The organism is bacterium, from assembly GCA_035945995.1.
Classification (GTDB): Bacteria; Sysuimicrobiota; Sysuimicrobiia; order Sysuimicrobiales; family Segetimicrobiaceae; genus DASSJF01.
On record DASYZR010000028.1, the window covers coordinates 1 to 12,982 of the forward strand.

Here is a 12,982-nt window from a genome sequence, read left to right on the forward strand (position 1 = left end):
GGATTTTGAGTCCGCTCGCGGCGGCGATCTCCCGGTAGACGTCCGAGCCCAGGGCCGGGTCGATGACCAGGGCCTCGCCGTGATCGGCCACGACATAGGAGAGGCACCCCTTGCCCGTCCTGCGGACCTGAACCACCGTGACGCCGCCGGCCAACCGCAGTTCCGCGAGGTTCCAGGCGAGGCTCCACGCCCGCATCCCGCCATCGAGCGACTCTGCCGCCACTCCTTGGGAGCGCAGGTAGGTTGCCGCGAGCTGACTGGTCGCCCCCATCTCGCAGACCACCACGACCGGCGGTCCAATGGGAAGGTCCAGCGCGGCAAGCGTCCGGTAATCTCCTTGCTTGACGGCGTGGTAGGCATCCACCCACACGCTTCCCGGGATCGCCCACTCCGCCCGGGACTCGGCCACGCGGATGTCCAGAACCGTCACCGGCTGGTGACGCTCCAGCTGTTCACGTAAGGCGTGCACGTTCATGCCTCAGTAACCTCCGCTACGAAGTCGCTGAATGTTGCCAGTCTGGAAACCCCAGGCGGAGGCGTCGTGCCTGAAACCCCTTGCGATGGAGGAGGGCCACCGCTTCGTCCGAGAACACGCAGTAGGGACCCCGGCAGTACACGACGAGCTCGCGATGCTTGGGCAACGTCTTGAGGGACCGCGCCAGCTCCGCCAGCGGCACCGGCCGCGCTCCCGGGAGATGCCCGGCCCGATACTCCTCTTCCGGACGCACGTCGAGCAGGATAATGTCCCCTGCCCTGACGCGCCGGAGCAACTCGGTGACGTTGAGGACCTGCATATCCGGACGGTCGCCGAGATGCCGCCTGACCACCGCGGGCACCTCCGCCAAACGCGCCTCACCCAGCTCGCGCATGGTCTGCCACATTCGGTAGACGTCTCCGCCGGCCAGCCGGTAGTACGCTCGGGTACCCTGGCGCCGCGCCTCCACCAGCCGGGTGCGCAGCAATACTTGGAGATGTTGCGAGGTGTTGGCAATCGTCAAGTCCATCTCGCTGGCGAGGTCTTCGACCGCCCACTCACGCTGGGCCAGCAGATCAAACATCTCCAGGCGCTTCGGACTGGCCAACGCCTGGCCGATACGGGCAAACTCTGCGTACACGTCGTCCTTGAATCGCCGATGCTCGAGAGTCCTCAAGTTATCCATTTATAAAGCATTATCTTGAACGCTAAGAAGCCTGTCAAGGAGGCGCGTTTGCGGCACGAATCCTATTGGCCGAGCAGACCGGAGATGGTTCAAATCTCCCCCATGTGCTGCTGCGCCCTGACGTGGGATACCGACGCCCACGGCTGGGCGATGGCGCACTGTCCGGGGGGCCTTCCGTGATCGCCTCGGGCGCCAGTTGTTCCAACGCCGCCTTCTGCGCGGGCGTTGCCGGCGCGTCGATGCGCGCGTAGTACGGCGTCCCCACCTCCGCCGTCAGTTCACGATACTGCCCGCTTGGGTCCTTGCCGATGCGCGCGGTCATCTCGGCCGCAAGCAGATCCATGATCAGGCCGTCCGCCCTCATCCCGCAGGTCCAGCGCCAACTCGGTGAGCGCCTCGATTCCGAGATCTCCGATGCTGTTCGAGGACTCTGTCGACGTGGCCATGCGAGACCTCCCAGACAGCCGGTAGAGTCTCAGACCGATTCACGCCTGCGTAACCGCGCCGTGTCCAGAGCAATCTGCCGCCCCTCGTCGATACGGACGATGTGGACCGAGATGGAACTCTGCGGAGGCGAGATGATTGCGGCGTTCGCCAGGTTGGCGGCTTCGTCCACGCGGGCGCCCAGGAATGCGAGGTGCGCGAGGATCTCGGCCCGGACCGGCGCTGCGTGCTCCCCGATGCCGCCGGTAAAGATCAGCTGGTCGCACCCGCCCAGCGCCACCGCCATCGCCCCCGCCGCCTTCGCGGCCCGATAACAGAAGACGTCGAGGGTGAGCCGGACCGCCGGCTCGTCCGTGCGGCTAAGGAGAATCTTCATGTCGCCGGACACGCCTGAGAGGCCCAGCAGGCCGCTCTCGTGGTTCAGCGCCTGGTCGATTTCGTCCACGGAGAGCCCCTGCTGCCGCTGCAGGTAGAGCGGAATCGCGGGGTCGAGATCGCCGCATCGTGTCGCCATCATCAAGCCCTCGAGCGGCGTGAGACCCATTGTGGTGTCGATGCTGCGGCCCCGGAGAAGCGCCGTGGCCGAGCATCCGGCGCCCAAGTGGAGAAGCACGGCACGCTCCCGCAGCGCTGACCCGAGTTGAGCCGCCGCATCGGCGCAGGCCAGCCCGTGGAACCCGTACCGCCGGATCCCCTGTGCCCGCCAGGCTGCCGGCAGGGCATATTCAAACGCCCGAGCAGGCAGAGCGGCGTGGAACGCGGTGTCAAACACGGCGGCCTGCGGCACGCCCGGGAGCGTCCGGAGGAGATGCCGGATCACCCGGAGCGCGGGCGGTACGTGGAGGGGGACCAGCGTGCCGAGCCCGTCAAGATCCGCCAGCACCCGATCGTCCACCCACACCGGCTCGCGGTAGTGCGGCCTACCGTGCACCACCCGGTGGCCGGCGCAATCCAATCGGGCCGGCTCTTCCAGGCGGCCGAGCAGCACGTCGAGCGCCGCCGTGTGGTCCCGGAGTCCCGTTGTCTCGTCGACCCGATCGCCCGCCGACACCGTCGCGCGCGGGCAGCCGATCCCATCGGCTTCAAGCCTCACCTCCGGGTTCGTTCCGGGAATGCTCCACACGTCCACCCGCAGGGACGAAGAGCCGACGTTCACCGCCAGGACGCGGAGCGACCTCATGCGATGTACGTCCAGGGGCCCGGCGAGGCTAACACGGCCACTGCCACTCGCGAATCTCCGGCATGTCGTCGCCGTGCGTGACGATGTACTGCTGGTGCTCAATGAGCTTGTCGCGCAGGAGCTGCTTGAAGTGCGCCCCCACGCGTGCGAGCCTCGGGACGCGGTCGACCACGTCCCCGGCCAGGTGAAACCGGTCGAGCTCGTTCAGCACCGTCATGTCGAACGGCGTCGTCGTGGTTCCTTCCTCCTTGTAGCCCCGCACGTGGAGATTCGCGTGATTCGTCCGGCGGTACGTCAGCCGGTGGATCAGCCAGGGATAGCCGTGGTAGGCGAAGATGATCGGCCGGTCGGTCGTGAACATCGAATCAAACTCGCGGTCCGAGAGGCCGTGCGGGTGCTCGCTTCGGGGCTGGAGCGTCATCAGATCGACGACGTTCACCACCCGGATCTTGACGTCCGGAAAATGCCGACGGAGCAGGTCCACCGCGGCCAACGTCTCCAACGTGGGGACGTCGCCGGCGCACCCCATCACCACGTCCGGCTCAGTGTCCTGGTCGGTGCACGCCCAGGGCCAGATCCCGATCCCGGCCGTGCAGTGCTTGACCGCCGCGTCCATGTCGAGCCACTGCAGGGCCGGCTGCTTGCCGGCCACGATCACGTTCACGTAGTGCCGGCTGCGCAGGCAGTGATCGGCCACGGAGAGGAGCGTGTTCGCATCGGGCGGCAGGTACACGCGGACGATGTCCGCCTTCTTGTTGACGACATGGTCGATGAACCCCGGATCCTGGTGGCTGAAGCCGTTGTGATCTTGCCGCCAGACGTGGGACGTCAGAAGATAGTTCAGAGACGCGATGGGCCGCCGCCAGGCCAGGTGGCGCGTCACCTTGAGCCATTTCGCGTGTTGATTGAACATCGAGTCCACGATGTGAATGAACGCCTCGTAACAGGAAAAGAAGCCGTGCCGTCCGGTCAGGAGATATCCCTCGAGCCACCCCTGGCACAGGTGCTCACTCAGGACTTCCATCACACGGCCGTCCGGCGAGAGATGGTCGTCGGTCGGGAGAATGGGACCGGTGAACACCCGATCGGTCACCTCAAACAGCGCGTCGAGGCGGTTCGAGGCCGTCTCGTCGGGCCCCATCACGCGGAAGTTTGTGGGGTTCCACTTCATCACGTCGCGCAGAAACCGTCCGAGCACCCGCGTGGCCTCTGTGGTCACCGTCCCCGGCTTGGGGACGTCAACCGCGTAGCCGCGGAAATCCGGCATCGCGAGATCTCGCAGGAGCAGACCGCCGTTGGCATGGAGGTTGGCCCCCATCCGCCGACCGCCTTTCGGCGCCAGCTCCGCCAGGTCCGGACGTGGCGTCCCGTTGGCGTCGAAGAGTTCTTCGGGCCGGTAGCTCTTCATCCACTCCTCGAGCAGCCGGAGATGCTCCGGCTTGGACTTGACCTCCGCCAGCGGCACCTGATGGGAGCGCCACGTGCCCTCGATCGGCTTGCCGTCCACCGTTTTCGGGCCCGTCCAGCCCTTCGGTGTGCGCAGGATGATCATCGGCCACGCCGGGCGGCCCTTGTATCCGCCGGCGCGCGCCTCCTGCTGCACGCGGTGAATGTCGGCGATAACGGCGTCGAGCGTCGCCGCCATCAGCTGATGGGTGGACTCCGGATCCTTTCCCTCCACGAAGTACGACGTGTACCCATAGCCGGTGAACAGTTGGGAGAGGTCTTCGTCGCTGAGCCGCCCCAGCACCGTGGGGTTGGCGATCTTGTAGCCATTCAAATGCAGGATCGGCAGCACCGCGCCGTCACGCACTGGGTTGAGGAACTTGTTCGAGTGCCAGCTCGTCGCCAGCGGGCCGGTTTCCGCTTCTCCGTCGCCGACGACGCAGCAGACCAGAAGGTCCGGATTGTCGAACGCAGCGCCGTAGGCGTGGGCGAGGGCGTAGCCAAGCTCCCCGCCCTCGTGGATCGACCCTGGGGTCTCGGGGGCGACGTGACTGGGCACGCCGCCGGGAAACGAGAACTGCGTGAACAACCGCTTCATCCCGTCCGCATCCCGGGAGATATGCGGGTAAACCTCGCTATACGTCCCTTCGAGATAGGTGTTGGCCACGAGTCCCGGCCCGCCGTGCCCGGGCCCGGTGACGTAGATCATGTTCAGGTCGTATTGCTTGATCACCCGGTTGAGATGGACGTAGATGAAATTGAGCCCCGGGGTAGTCCCCCAGTGCCCGAGCAGCCGCGGCTTGACGTGCTCCGGCGTGAGTGGCTCGCGAAGTAACGGGTTGTCGTAGAGGTAGATCTGCCCAACCGACAGGTAGTTGGCGGCCCGCCAGTAGGCATCCATCCGGCGGAGCTCATCAGAAGGAAGCGGCTTCGCGGACACCGTGAGTTGTGCGGAACGGCCAGATTCGGTGGTCACCATCCGGGGAATCCTCTCTTCCTATCTACGTAATTTAGTTCCTAGTCCCATTTGCGCGAGCCAAAGCGCGAAAGATTCAGATCTCTCCCATGTGGCGCTCCGAGGTCTTCAGCAGCACCGCGTTGGTCGCCACGACGATCGAGGACGCGGACATGAGGAGCGCCGACCACTCCGGGCGGAGCATGATGCCAAAGCGCGGGTAGAGAACGCCGGCGGCGACGGGGATTGCGAGGACGTTATAGAAGGACGCCCAGAAGAGGTTCTGACGCATCTTCCCCACGGTCGCCTTCGACAGGAAGATGGCGCGCAGGACGTCCGCAGGGTCGGACCGCATCAGCACGACCTCGGCGGTCTCGATCGCCACATCGGTCCCCGCGCCGATGGCGATCCCGATGTCCGCCTGGGCCAGCGCGGGCGCGTCGTTCACCCCGTCCCCGACCATCGCCACGAACTTCCCTTCCTGTTGCAGCTGCTTCACATAGTCGACCTTCTGTTCGGGCAACACTTCGGCGAAGACCCTCTGGATGCCCAATTGTCCCGCCACCGCCTCCGCCGTCTGCCGGTTGTCCCCGGTGATCATCGCCACCTCGATCCCGAGGCGGCGGAGGCCCTCCACCGCGCGGCGCGACGTCTCCCGGATCGGGTCGGCGGCCGCGGCCACTCCGGCCATCTTGCCGTCTACAGCCACGAGCATGATCGTCTTCCCACCTGCAAGCAACCGGTCCAGGTGTGCCTGCACAGGCGCCAGGTCGATGCCGCGGTCCCGCATCAGCTTGGCCGTCCCCACCATAACTTCGCGCCCGGACACCGTCGCCCGGACGCCGTGCCCCGCGAGGTTCTCGAATCCCGTGACCTCGCTGTCGACGGAGATCCTTCGCCGCTCGGCCTCCTCCAACACCGCCTTGCTGAGCGGGTGGCCCGAGCGCGCCTCGGCCACCGCGGCGAAGCGGAGCGCCTCGTCGGGCTGGAACCCGTTGACCCCCTCGACGTCGGTGAGGCGCGGGCGCCCCTCGGTGAGCGTGCCGGTCTTGTCCATGACGACCGCGGTGATGCGTGAGACCTGCTCGAGTGTGGCCGCGTTCTTGATCAGGATGTTGTGGCGGGCGCCGATCCCGGTCCCCACCGCCACCGCGGTCGGCGTCGCGAGACCCAGCGCATCGGGGCAGGCAATCACAATGGCGGAAATCGCGAAGGTGAGGGCGACGAGCAAGGACTCTCGCATGAGTCCGAACCAGACCGCGAACGTCACGACACCGGCACCCACCGCGAGAATCACCAGATACTGGGCCCACCGGTCGGCGATCCGCTGGCCGGGGGCCTTGGAGGACTGGGCCTCCTCGACCAGTTTCACGATTTGGGCCAGCGCCGTCTCTTCCCCTACCTTGGTCGCCGTGAATCGAACCGATCCCGACTGGCTGATGCTCCCTCCGATCACCGGATCGCCTTGCCGCTTCGTGACGGGGATGGATTCCCCGGTCACCAGGGACTCGTCGACTGCGGTCTCGCCCTGGGTGACCACGCCGTCCACGGGAACCCGATCGCCGGGACGCAGCTCGACGACGTCATCTTTCTGGATGTCAGCGGTGGGGATCTCCACGACCCGCCCCTGGCGCACCACCCGGGCCTTCGGCGGCACCAGGTTGAAGAGCGCCTGAAGGGCGTCGGAGGTGCCGCGCCGGGACCGCATCTCCATCCAGTGGCCGAAGAGCACGAACGTGACGAGCATCGCGGCGGCTTCGTAGAAGGTCGCCCCGGCATTGAGTACGGTGATGACGACGCTGAAGAGATACGCCGCCAGCACGCCGACGCTGATCAGCACCGACATATTGAGCGCGCGGCTCCGCAGCGAGCGGTAGGCACCGGTGATGAAGATCGAGCCGGTCCAGAACACCACCGGGGTCGTTAAGAGGAACAGGATCCAATTCACCGGGATCGGCTCCGGCAGCCGCAGGCGGAGCAGTGTCTGGCCCAACGGTGAGTACAGGATCGCCGGAACCGTCAGCACCAGCGACCACAGGAACCGCCGCCGCATGTCCGCTTCCATGAAGGCGGCCATGCGGGGATCCGCCATGATCGCCTCGTGGTCGTGCGCCTCTCCCATGCCGTGCCCCGCGGCGTGATGGTCGTGGGCCTGGGCCTTCTCGGCGATCCCGTACTCGAACTGCTTGGCCTCAAAGTCGCAGCCGCACGTCGTGGCGAGCACTGCGGCCTGGCACGTGAGGCACGCCTGTCCGCAGGAGCAGGAAACTGAACCAGCGTGGTGGGGTGCATCCACGTGCGATTCGTGGCCTTGTGCCAACCGCCTCATTCGCGTGCCCTCACACTCGCCTGATGCCTATACGGGTAGGACCTGCCCCAGCGCCTGGTGCATCGAAAGGCTCCCCGGCACGAGCAGGCCGTACAATACGCAGACGCAAAGGTGATTCCGCCCCATATCGCCAACGACCACGAGACCACTTTGACGTTTAACATTGCGCTCCCCCTTCAAATTAAATGCCTCGTAGCCCTGCACTCCCCACTGTCGCGTTTGGGCGATGTGAGAGAGCCGTACAATGCTTGTCATCATAAAATGTGCTGCGCGCGATGGCCTCGAGTGGTTAACCGATGATTAAGACAATGTTAGGACAGGGGCTAAGATCTTGCCGAAGCTATCAGCGTCACCGGGGCTCCTCCAGATTGCACGGTGCCTGGAGCAGCGTAGCCGTAACCGCCCATCATTCCGCCGGGCCCTCCGTACCCTCCACCCATCATGCCGGACCCTGAGCCGGGGCCGATCATGCCATAGCCCGGCCCGCCCCCCCCCACGCCATGTGCCCGTACTTCGTGTTCCACATCATGTTCTGAGGCTCGGGGCGGACGAATCCGGTGTACCGATCGACCAGCAGCTCGAACGCCCCCTCGCCCGTCACCTTGTTCTTGACGGCCACATAGAAGTTGTTACTGAACTCCATCATGTGCATGGGCACGAGTTCTGGAACTCCCGATTGCGCGAGCGCCTAACGCGCAATCGCTTCCGCTTGAGCCATCGACAGGGGCTGACCCGTGCCGCTCTGCGATCCGCTCCACCACCCCGGCCCATGCCGGGCTGAGCGAACGCCGGAGCTATCGTTAAGCCTAAGATCACGATTGCCGCGAAGCCCGTCCACGCGCGCCGATTCATATCGCTGTCCTCCATCCCCAACCGGGACCGTATCGTTAGAACGTTTGCCCCACGAGGGCCGGCTCGGCGGAAACGTGGCGAACCGAATACTCCGAGCCCCAGCCGTTCGGCAGGCGCCCATCGTCCTCGGGATCGAGCCACATCACGCCGTCGACGGAGAACAGATAGACTACACGGCCCGGCGGAAGGTACACGGTGATCGCCCACTCAGCGTTCGCCGCGCGCCGCATCCGGTGCGCGGCCGAATCCCAGCCGTTGAAGGATCCAACCAACGACACGTTGCCCGCGGCTGGAGCAAGACGTGCGGGGAAACGGAATGTGACGGGGATGACCGTCGTCATGGTCCTCGCCGGGTGTAGGAGATGTGCCGAGACGCCCATGCAGGATCAGACCTCCCTCTCGTCGGGTGACAAGACCAATATGTCTTTCGGCGCGTCACGTTCCTCGCTATGTCGCTCCATATCAATCGTAACGGCGTACGGGATAAGAGTGGTTAATGAAATGTTAAGATTCTCCGAAAGGCTCGGAGCTCCGGCCCGCGGGCGAACGGCATGTTCGACCGGCGCGGCTGAGCCGTTTGTCGTCAAACCGGCTGCCCCGACCGGTGTGCGATCTTGTCGTGGAGCGTAAGGAATCCCAGAATTGGATCCTTGAAATGGCTCCCGGTCAGTATTGCGCCGGCACGGTGGAGTTTCTCCTCGATGAAGAATGGCCACATCATCTCGCTCACCCCATCGACGTCGATTGCAGAAACTTACAGCCATCGTAGATGCTCAGCTGGCGCATTCGCATCGGCTCCAGGCCGCATTTCGCTCTCAGGTCCGCGCCGGAGAGACACATCACAATAGCCTACCAAGCAGGCGGGGCCCGGCATTCGGACCTCGAATCTCCCAGCACATGGCATCGGTGAAGGTGCTCGTGATCGACGATGACCAGACCATCGTGGATCTGCTGAACACCTACCTCACACGGGAAGGCTTCCAGGTTGATGTGGCGCGCGACGGGGCCGCGGGGCTGGCCAAAGCGCGCCAGGTCCACCCGGACGTGGTCGTCCTCGACATCATGCTCCCCGGCCTCGACGGCCTCGAAGTCCTCCGCCGCCTACGCGGCGAGTCGCCCGCCTACGTCGTGATGCTCACCGCCAAGGCAGAGGAGACGGACAAGGTCGTCGGGTTATCCGTCGGCGCCGACGACTATGTCACCAAGCCGTTCAGTCCCCGCGAGCTCGCCGCCCGCATCCGCGCGATCCTCCGGCGGGGGCGAGGCACGGATACCGACGCGCCCCGCGCGCTGGTGTTTCGCGAGATCCGCGTCGATCCGGCGAGGCGTGAGGTCTGGAAGGGCGACGTTCGCGTGGACCTGACGACGCGCGAGTTCGACCTACTCTACGCCCTCGCCTCGTATCCGGGCCGCGTCTTCGCGCGTGAGCAGTTGATCACGCGGGTCTGGGGCGCCGACTACTTCGGCGACGATCGGGTTGTCGACGCGCACATCAAAGACCTCCGCCGGAAGCTCGGCGACGATCCCGGCCGGCCGCGGCTCATCGAGACCGTTCGCGGGATCGGCTACAAGTTCGGCGACGCCCCGGCATGAGGGGTATTCGAACGCTCCGGCGCCGCCTCGGCTGGAAGCTCTTTGCGTCCTACCTCCTCGTGGTTCTGGTCGGCGCCGTCGTGCTGTGGACCACCGTCCAAGCGCTCGCGCCGGCGGCGCTCTCACCGCACATCGCGCTCATGAACCGCCTCCTCGGCGGCCACCCTGACCTCGTGGCCACCCTCTTCAAGAGCATCTTCGGGGCCCTGACCGCCGCGCTCGCCGCCGCGACGGTTGCCGCGGTCGTCACCGCGCTCGCCGTGAGCGTGTTTGTGACGCGACGTATCGTCGCGCCGATCCTCGCGATGACGCGCGCGAGCACCCGCGTCGCCGACGGGCGGTACGATGAGCGGGTGCCGGTCCCCTCGGAGGACGAGCTCGGCGAGCTCGCCGCGCACTTCAACCGCATGGCGGAGACCCTGCAGCGGGTTGAGGAGCGCCGCCGGGACCTGATCGCAGACGTGGCCCATGAGCTTCGGACACCGTTGGCCAGCATCGCCGGCTACATGGAAGGGATGCTGGACGGCGTGATCCCCCCGGAGCCGGAGACCTTTCACCGTGTCCACCGCGAGACCGAGCGGCTCCAACGGCTGGTAGGCGATCTGCAGGAGCTCTCCCGGGCGGAAGCGGGCCAGGTGCCGCTCCGCCTTCGTCGGCTGGACGTCGGGACTCTCATCGAGACTACCGCGGTCAGGCTGCGCCCGCAGTTCGACGACAAGGGCGTCGCGTTGGAGATCGAACCGCCGGCCGGAGCCCTGGCGGTGCTGGTGGATCCCGACCGTATCGGCCAGGTGCTCACGAATCTTCTCGGCAACGCCTTGCAGTACACGCCGGCGGCGGGGCGCGTGCGCGTTCACGCGCGCCCCGACCCGGAAGGGGTGGCGATTGCCGTCTCCGACACCGGAATCGGCATCCCGGCAGAGGACCTGCCGCACGTCTTTGATCGCTTCTACCGGGTGGACCGCTCCCGCGCGCGGGCCAGCGGCGGAAGCGGGATCGGCCTCACCATCGCCCGCCACCTCGTCGAGGCGCACGGCGGGTCGATCCGGGCGGAAAGTGCCGGCCCGGGCTGCGGCAGCACGTTGATAGTGACCCTTCCCACGGCCCCGTAGGTCTTCGCCCCCCACGGATCGGGCGCGTTTCACGCAATCTTCACACAGACCCCATACGGGCGTCCCATGCGGGCGCTACGCTGCTGACGTGCAGGGACACGCTTAGGAGAGAGGGGTTGAGAACATGAAGATGCGCGGATGGGTGGTCCTGGGAATCGCGGGCGTGCTCGCGGTATTGGCTCTGCCGGTGCTCGCGCAGCCGCATATGGCGCCGGGCTGGGGGCCCATGGGGGGGAATTCGCAGACCACCGGCCAGCCGCTCTCGATCGCGCAGGCGGAAGCCAACGCCCGCCGGGTCGTCGCACAGTCGGGCTACGCCGGCTTGTTCCCGGGGCACATCATGGAGTTCAGCAACAACTTCTACGTGGCCGTCAAGTACAAGACGAGCGGCCAGGGCGCGTATGAGTTCCTGATCGACCGGTACACCGGGTTCGTGCATCCCGAGCCGCAGAGCATGATGTGGAACACCCAGTTTGGCCACATGGCCGGCTGGGGCGGCGCCGGATACGGCGGTGCGATGGGCCCGGGCTATGGCGGCGGCATGATGGGGTCCGGGTCCGGCTACGGCATGATGGGGCCGGGCTACGGCTACGGCGGTCCCGGGGCGGTGCAACCCGGGGGGAAGCTGCTAACGCTCGCCCAGGCCAGGACGCAGGCGCAGCAGGTTCTGGATGTCCGCATCCCGGGCACGAAGACAGATGAGACGATCACATTCCCCGGCTACTACACGATCGACGTGTCCCGAAACGGTAAGGTTATCGGGATGCTCAGCGTGAACGCCTACACCGGCGCGGTCTGGTACCATAGCTGGCATGGGACGTTCGTGGAGGAGAAAGACCTCGACTGAGCGCGCAGCTGACCGGGCGCGGCGACTCGCCCCACCGGTTCGCGCACGCGGGCCGGTGGGGTGAGCCCGGTCGAGCAACCGAGAGGAGCGACGCGCCGTGTGGGCCGGCATGATGGTATGGATGCTCGTGTTCTGGGTCCTGGTGATCGTGCTCGCGTTCGGGCTGGCCGCCTGGCTCTTCCCGGCCGCTCCTGCGGCGCCGCGATCCACCGCCCGCGAGATCCTGGATAGCCGGTATGCACGCGGGGAGCTGACCCCGGAACAGTACCGGGAGATGCGCCAAGAGCTTGCGCCCGAGCCCCGCGGAGGCGGGACGCACTTCAATCTCATTCTGGTGCTGATCCTCGTGGCCCTGGTCCTCGTGACGGCCGTCGGCGGCTTCGGGATGCACGGGGGATGGCCAGCGTCGGGCTATCCGGGCCGGCCGGCCGAATGGCCAGCCTGGATGCCGCATATGTGGGGACGGTGACCGACAGGCATGGGAGGAGGCGACGTTAATGGGTTTGCTGTTGCTGCTGCTCCTGGGCCTGGGGATCGTTCTGTTCCTCCGGCGCCAGGACGGCGACGTGGGACGACTACTGTCCGGATCCCCCGGTAAGCGGCCGATCGATATCGCGAAAGAGCGCTATGCTCGCGGGGAGATCACGCGCGAGCAATACGAACAGATGCGCCTGGACCTTGGGGAATGAATCCCCCCAATTCCCCGCCGCGCCGCCAGACTCGTCCGCGTATCCGCCGACCCCCTGCTTGACCGGGGACACCCGTGTGGATCGCACGCGTGGAACGGCACCCCGAAGGGTTGACCGCGCTAGTGCACAGGGCACCGCCGCCCGGAGGGCAGCACGGGTTTCGGTCTCCCTCCCGCCACTAAGAACACACTAGAATGTCAGGCAGCTGTCCCAGCCGGCCCCGCGAATGGCCCGGGCGAAGGATCCGGTGTGTGGGATGAGCGTCGACGAACGGAAAGCGTCGGCCACCTCCGAATACCGGGGACAGACGTACTACTTCTGCTCCAAGGGGTGCAAGGCGGCCTTCGACAAGGACCCCGAGAAATTCGTGAGCGA

At 66.2% G+C, this 12,982-nt stretch carries 14 protein-coding genes and 1 pseudogene; 6 read left to right on the forward strand and 9 right to left on the reverse strand.

Annotation, left to right across the window (positions count from 1 at the left end; translation table 11 throughout):
• The 9 genes and pseudogenes from VGZ23_02535 to VGZ23_02575 all read right to left on the reverse strand — a co-directional run.
• The coding region (locus VGZ23_02535; GenBank protein HEV2356477.1) for a rhodanese-like domain-containing protein at positions 1–475 on the reverse strand (475 nt) is incomplete at its 3' end.
• Between the two features lie 16 nt (positions 476–491).
• The gene (locus tag VGZ23_02540) at positions 492–1,115 is read right to left on the reverse strand and encodes a metalloregulator ArsR/SmtB family transcription factor (protein HEV2356478.1); all 624 of its coding nucleotides are present in this window, start codon (positions 1,113–1,115) and stop codon (positions 492–494) included.
• Positions 1,116–1,338: 223 nt separating this feature from the next.
• Positions 1,339–1,515: pseudogene (locus tag VGZ23_02545) on the reverse strand (phosphoglucomutase, alpha-D-glucose phosphate-specific).
• A 120-nt stretch (positions 1,516–1,635) separates the two neighbouring features.
• Positions 1,636–2,784: an acetate/propionate family kinase gene (locus VGZ23_02550; protein HEV2356479.1), complete on the reverse strand. Its 1,149-nt coding sequence runs from the start codon at positions 2,782–2,784 to the stop codon at positions 1,636–1,638.
• A 28-nt stretch (positions 2,785–2,812) separates the two neighbouring features.
• The gene (locus VGZ23_02555; GenBank protein HEV2356480.1) at positions 2,813–5,209 is read right to left on the reverse strand and encodes a phosphoketolase family protein; all 2,397 of its coding nucleotides are present in this window, start codon (positions 5,207–5,209) and stop codon (positions 2,813–2,815) included.
• Between the two features lie 73 nt (positions 5,210–5,282).
• Entirely contained in the window at positions 5,283–7,409 is a 2,127-nt protein-coding gene (locus VGZ23_02560) for a copper-translocating P-type ATPase (GenBank protein HEV2356481.1), read from the reverse strand.
• 571 nt (positions 7,410–7,980) lie between these two features.
• On the reverse strand, positions 7,981–8,172 hold the full coding sequence (locus VGZ23_02565) for a hypothetical protein (GenBank protein ID HEV2356482.1): 192 nt from the start codon (positions 8,170–8,172) through the stop codon (positions 7,981–7,983).
• Between the two features lie 229 nt (positions 8,173–8,401).
• Entirely contained in the window at positions 8,402–8,707 is a 306-nt protein-coding gene (locus tag VGZ23_02570) for an isoamylase early set domain-containing protein (GenBank protein HEV2356483.1), read from the reverse strand.
• A gap of 242 nt (positions 8,708–8,949) precedes the next feature.
• Positions 8,950–9,096 (reverse strand): hypothetical protein, encoded by a 147-nt coding sequence (locus tag VGZ23_02575; protein ID HEV2356484.1) that lies wholly within the window; start codon positions 9,094–9,096, stop codon positions 8,950–8,952.
• Positions 9,097–9,263: 167 nt separating this feature from the next.
• Between VGZ23_02575 and VGZ23_02580 the strand changes: the two genes are divergently transcribed.
• The 6 genes from VGZ23_02580 to VGZ23_02605 form a co-directional block, all read left to right on the forward strand.
• A complete protein-coding gene (locus tag VGZ23_02580; protein ID HEV2356485.1) occupies positions 9,264–9,959 on the forward strand; it encodes a response regulator transcription factor in 696 nt (231 codons plus the stop codon).
• Positions 9,956–11,071, forward strand: a complete 1,116-nt coding sequence (locus VGZ23_02585) for an ATP-binding protein (protein ID HEV2356486.1) — start codon at positions 9,956–9,958, stop codon at positions 11,069–11,071. Before VGZ23_02580 ends, VGZ23_02585 begins: the two co-directional genes overlap by 4 nt.
• A 124-nt stretch (positions 11,072–11,195) precedes the next feature.
• The gene (locus VGZ23_02590) at positions 11,196–11,918 is read left to right on the forward strand and encodes a hypothetical protein (GenBank protein ID HEV2356487.1); all 723 of its coding nucleotides are present in this window, start codon (positions 11,196–11,198) and stop codon (positions 11,916–11,918) included.
• A 97-nt stretch (positions 11,919–12,015) separates the two neighbouring features.
• Positions 12,016–12,387 carry an SHOCT domain-containing protein gene (locus tag VGZ23_02595; protein HEV2356488.1) on the forward strand — a complete coding sequence of 124 codons (372 nt, stop codon included), beginning with the start codon at positions 12,016–12,018 and terminating at the stop codon, positions 12,385–12,387.
• A 28-nt stretch (positions 12,388–12,415) separates the two neighbouring features.
• On the forward strand, positions 12,416–12,607 hold the full coding sequence (locus VGZ23_02600; protein HEV2356489.1) for an SHOCT domain-containing protein: 192 nt from the start codon (positions 12,416–12,418) through the stop codon (positions 12,605–12,607).
• A 226-nt stretch (positions 12,608–12,833) separates the two neighbouring features.
• Positions 12,834–12,982 (forward strand): YHS domain-containing protein (locus tag VGZ23_02605; GenBank protein HEV2356490.1); only part of this gene is annotated, 149 nt, incomplete at its 3' end.